Source organism: Actinomadura logoneensis (genome assembly GCF_003428695.1).
Taxonomy (GTDB): Bacteria; Actinomycetota; Actinomycetes; order Streptosporangiales; family Streptosporangiaceae; genus Spirillospora; species Spirillospora logoneensis.
Genome location: NZ_QURH01000728.1, coordinates 1 through 3,340, shown reverse-complemented (window position 1 = coordinate 3,340; position 3,340 = coordinate 1). Strand labels below are relative to the sequence as shown.

Sequence of the window (3,340 nt, the reverse complement as noted above, 5' to 3'; positions counted from 1 at the left end):
CGCGCTCCGGTGGTCCGCGCCGCTGCGGGCCGTGGCCGCCCTCGCGGCCGTCGCGCTCGCCGTCGTCCTGGCGGTCGCGCTGCGCCCCGGTCCCGCCCGGGCCGACGTGACCCGCAACTGGTACGGCGCCGCGCCGTACGTCATGCCGCTGGACAACGACCCGCCCGACCTGTCCCAGGTCATGGCGGCGACCTCGCAGAAGACGTTCGAGCTGGCCTTCATCCTCGCCTCGGGCGGCTCCTGCTCACCCGCGTGGGACGGCACCGCGCCCGTCTCGTCCGACACCGCCGTCGGCGCGCTCATCAACCGCATCCGGTCGGCCGGCGGCGACGTGTCGATCTCGATCGGCGGCTACAACGGCACCAAGCTCGGCCAGGTCTGCTCGAACGCCGCCGCCACGGCCGCCGCGTACCAGCAGGTCATCACCAAGTACTCCCTCAAGGCGATCGACTTCGACCTGGAGGAGCCGGAGTACGAGAACAGCGCCGCGATCTCCAACGAGCTGGGCGCGGCGCAGATCCTGCAGCGGAACAACCCGGGGCTGTACGTCTCGGTGACGACGGCCGGGACGGCCTCGGGCACCGGCTGGTTCGGCACGCAGATGCTGAACACCGCCAAGAGCCTCGGCTTCACCCCCGACAACTACGCGATCATGCCGTTCGACGGCGGCTTCAGCGGGTCGGCCGCGCAGATCTCGGCGCTGGAGAACTTCCACTCGCTGCTGATGACCACCTTCGGATGGGACGGCGCCACCGCCTACCAGCACGAGGGCTTCTCCGGCATGAACGGGCGCTCGGACTCGGGCGAGTACTTCTACCAGTCCGACTTCCAGGCGGTCCTGGACTACGCCACGAGCCACCACCTGAGCCGCTTCACGTTCTGGTCGGTGAACCGCGACCGCCAGTGCAGCCCGCCCGACAACAACGGCCGGACGTCCGGGACGTGCAGCAGCGTGCCGCAGGGCGCGTGGGACTTCACCAGGTTCACCGCCGCCTTCGCGGGCGCGACCCCGCCCACCACCCCGCCCACGACGCCGCCGACCACCCCGCCGACCACTCCGCCGCCCGGGACCTGCACCGCCCCGGCCTGGAGCGCGACCACGGCGTACAACGGCGGGGCCGTCGTGAGCTACCAGAGCCACGGCTGGAAGGCCAAGTGGTGGACGTACGGCGACGTCCCCGGCGGTCAGGCCGGAGTCTGGGCCGACCAGGGCGCCTGCTGACCCGAGCCCGTCGAGCCTCCGGGCCGAGCCTGCCGACCGGGCCGTGAGGCTGAAAGGGGAGGCTGAAAGGGAGGCGCCCGGCCTCAGCCGCCGAGCGCCTCCCGCTCGATCCGCTCGAACTGGGCGCCCATCGCCTCGGCGAGCGCCTTGGCGCCGGACAGCGGGCGCACCATGACGGTGAGCTCGTCCACCAGGCCGTCCTCGCGGACGTGGACGAAGTCGCAGCCGTGCACCTGGCGTCCGCCGACGGTCGCCTCGAACAGGAAGGCGTGGTCGCGGCCGTCCGGGTCGGAGATCTCCCGGACGTACCGGAAGTCCTCGAACACCCGCAGCACGCCGCGCAGGATCGCCATGGTGATCGGCTTGCCGGAGTACGGCTTGAACACGACCGGGCTGGTGAACACCACGTCGTCGGCGAGCAGGGCCTCCATGGCGGCCATGTCGTGCTCCTCGGCGGCCTTCCGGAACGGATGCATGTCCTCACCCCTGCTCGTAGCCGGTCACGTGACGGCAGGGTAACACACGCACCTATTCAACAAATTGAGTACCGGGGTTGAGTGCCGGGCGCGGGTCAGGCGCGGCGGTGGGCCTGCTGGAAGCGGGCGGTCTTGGCGCGGTTCCCGCAGATCTCCATGGAGCACCAGCGGCGCGAGCCGTTCTTGGTGAGGTCGTAGAACCACAGGACGCAGTCGGGGTCGGCGCACTTGCGGACGCGTTCGCGGCGCTCGCCGAACAGCCGGACGAGGTCGGCGGCGGCGATCCAGGCGGGCGTCCAGGCGGGGTCCTCGGTGACGACCTCGGCGGCGGGCTCGCCGTCGCGCAGCAGGGGCCGCCGGGAGCCGTGCGCGAGGACGGCGTTGAGGGGCCGCTCGTCGCCCTCGAGGGCGGCGCGGACGGCGTGGCGCGCGGTCAGGAGGTGCGCGCGGACGGCCTCGGGCCCGCCGGCCGGGACGGGCAGGGCGTGTTCGGCGAGCCATCCTTCGAGGCCGCCGGGTTCGTCGAACTCGTCGAAGCGTCGGCCCTGGTCGACCCAGGCCGTGGCGACCAGGTCGAGGGCGAGGGGCTCTCCGGTGAGCGGGCGCGGCATGGCCGCAGTCTATCAACCGCCTAAGCGGACTTGACCGGTTGATCGTGGGTGGGCTACGTTCCCGGCATCGGTCAACCGGCTAAACGCCTTTAGATGGTTGGAGAAGATCATGGCTGACGTGCGCCACAGGACGGTCCGGATCGACGGGCTCGACGTGTTCTACCGGGAGGCGGGCGACCCGTCCGCGCCCACGTTGGTGCTGCTGCACGGCTTCCCGACGTCCTCGGTCGTGTACCAGGGCCTGATGGCGGAACTGGGCGGCGAGTTCCACCTCGTCGCGCCGGACTACCCGGGATTCGGCCTCAGCTCCGCCCCGCCCGCGGACGAGTGGGAGTACACCTTCGACCACCTGGCCGACGTGGTGGAGAAGCTGCTCGACACGCTGGGCCTGACCCGCTACGCGCTCCACGTGCACGACTACGGGGCCCCGGTCGGGTTCCGGCTGGCGACCCGCCACCCCGAGCGCGTCACGGGGATCGTCACGCAGAACGGCAACGCCTACGACGAGGGCCTGACACCGTTCTGGGAGCCGATCCGCGCCTACTGGGCCGACCCGTCGAAGGAGAACGGCGACGCGCTGCGCGGCCTGCTCACCCGCGAGGCCACCCACTGGCAGTACACGCACGGCGTCGCCGACCCGGCGCTCGTCGATCCCGCCTACGAGCTGCACGACCAGGCCCTGCTCGACCGTCCGGGCAACCAGGAGATCCAGCTCGCGCTGTTCCTGGACTACGGCGCCAACCCGCCGCTCTACCCCTCCTGGCAGGAGTACCTGCGGACGTGGCAGCCGCCGCTGCTGGCGGTCTGGGGGCGCGGGGACGAGATCTTCGGCCCGGACGGCGCGCTCGCCTTCGCCCGGGACCTGAAGGACGCGCACATCCAGCTGCTCGACACCGGGCACTTCCCGTTCGTCACCCGGACCCGGCAGAGCGCGGCGCTGATCCGCGACTTCCTCCGCCGCCTCTCCGACTGACGGCCGGACGACCCGCCGACGGCCCGGCCGCACACCTCGCGTGTGCCGGCCGGGCCGT

Annotated in this window: 4 protein-coding genes; 2 read left to right on the top strand and 2 right to left on the bottom strand. The window is 71.9% G+C overall.

Annotated elements, in window-relative coordinates; all coding sequences use genetic code 11:
- Positions 1-1,222: chitinase (locus DZF91_RS26330; protein WP_235834578.1), on the top strand; the 1,222-nt coding region annotated here is incomplete at its 5' end.
- An 83-nt stretch (positions 1,223-1,305) separates the two neighbouring features.
- Here DZF91_RS26330 and DZF91_RS26325 read toward each other — a convergent pair.
- The gene (locus DZF91_RS26325) at positions 1,306-1,698 is read right to left on the bottom strand and encodes a nuclear transport factor 2 family protein (RefSeq protein WP_117359871.1); all 393 of its coding nucleotides are present in this window, start codon (positions 1,696-1,698) and stop codon (positions 1,306-1,308) included.
- Positions 1,699-1,793: 95 nt separating this feature from the next.
- Entirely contained in the window at positions 1,794-2,309 is a 516-nt protein-coding gene (locus tag DZF91_RS26320) for a CGNR zinc finger domain-containing protein (RefSeq protein ID WP_117359870.1), read from the bottom strand.
- A gap of 109 nt (positions 2,310-2,418) precedes the next feature.
- Between DZF91_RS26320 and DZF91_RS26315 the strand changes: the two genes are divergently transcribed.
- Complete coding sequence (locus DZF91_RS26315) at positions 2,419-3,282, top strand: alpha/beta fold hydrolase (RefSeq protein ID WP_117359869.1); 864 nt, start codon at positions 2,419-2,421, stop codon at positions 3,280-3,282.
- Positions 3,283-3,340: the final 58 nt, after the last annotated feature.

Coding starts and splice junctions, on each gene's coding strand:
- DZF91_RS26320 (WP_117359870.1), bottom strand. CDS start 2,309: ATGCCGCGCCCGCTCACCGGAGAGCCCCTCGCCCTCGACCTGGTCGCC.
- DZF91_RS26325 (WP_117359871.1), bottom strand. CDS start 1,698: ATGCATCCGTTCCGGAAGGCCGCCGAGGAGCACGACATGGCCGCCATG.
- DZF91_RS26315 (WP_117359869.1), top strand. CDS start 2,419: ATGGCTGACGTGCGCCACAGGACGGTCCGGATCGACGGGCTCGACGTG.